This window comes from Serratia sp. HMSC15F11 (genome assembly GCF_001808215.1).
Taxonomy (GTDB): Bacteria; Pseudomonadota; Gammaproteobacteria; order Enterobacterales; family Enterobacteriaceae; genus Serratia; species Serratia nevei.
Genome location: NZ_KV792393.1, coordinates 4727 through 5579 on the forward strand (window position 1 = coordinate 4727; position 853 = coordinate 5579).

The 853-nt window shown below is 64.2% G+C and carries 1 pseudogene; it reads right to left on the reverse strand.

Features of this window, described 5'->3' with window-relative positions:
* Window positions 1–853: pseudogene (locus HMPREF3138_RS25005) on the reverse strand (hemagglutinin); the annotation flags it as partial.

An 853-nucleotide genomic window follows, 5' to 3' on the forward strand; every position in this document is an offset into this window, starting at 1 on the left:
CGCCTGCTGCGGCCGACTGGTTGTTCAGCTGCGCCGTCACCGCGCCCAGTACAGCGTGCGCCATTGTGTTGGCAGCAACGTCGACTTCACCGGTCAGCGGATTGGTGGTCAGTTTCTTGATTTCCGTCGCCAGGTACGGCGAAGCACCGCTCGCCAGCGCCCCCGCCAGGTTATTGCCCGCCAGTGCCGTCAGCGCCCCCGTTACCGCCTGCGCCGCCTTCTGCAGGTCGCTGCCGGTGCCGTATTGCCGCATCGCGTTGTCGTACGCCCGCTGCAACACGTCCGCCTCACGGAACGGTTTGCCGCTCTTCTCAAGCTGCTCCCGGGCCTGCGCCAGCGCCGCCGGGTCTTTCTGTGCCTTCAGCCCGGCGATATCGCCCTGCGTGCGGATAACGTCCATCGCCTGTCCGCCAATCTCCCCAATCAACTGCGCCTGCTTGAGCCGCTTTTGCTCCTTCTCCTTGTTGAATATCGGGCTGATGCTGCCGGCGTTGGCGTTATCCGTATCACGGTTTAGCTGCTCCACATCCTGCTGCTGTTTGTCGGCGTCGCGGACTATCAGCGTCCCTTCGCTAACCCCGGCCTTCGTCGTGCCCTCGGCATGACCGTTGTGGTTGGCACCCGACAGCATGCCGCCGGCCATATTGGTCAGCAGGTCTTTGCCCACCGGCCCGCCGGTGCTGAAGCTGCCGCCGCTATGCGTTGCGCTGTAGTCCGCCTGGTTGTGGATGTCCGTCCAGCCCAGCGTGCCAGTATCGAGGCGGTTCTTATCTTTGTCGGCCGTGCTGGCAATGACGGCGCCATCAAGCTGGGTGTGCTCCTTGACCTTGACGTCATACCCGCCCTTGCCCGC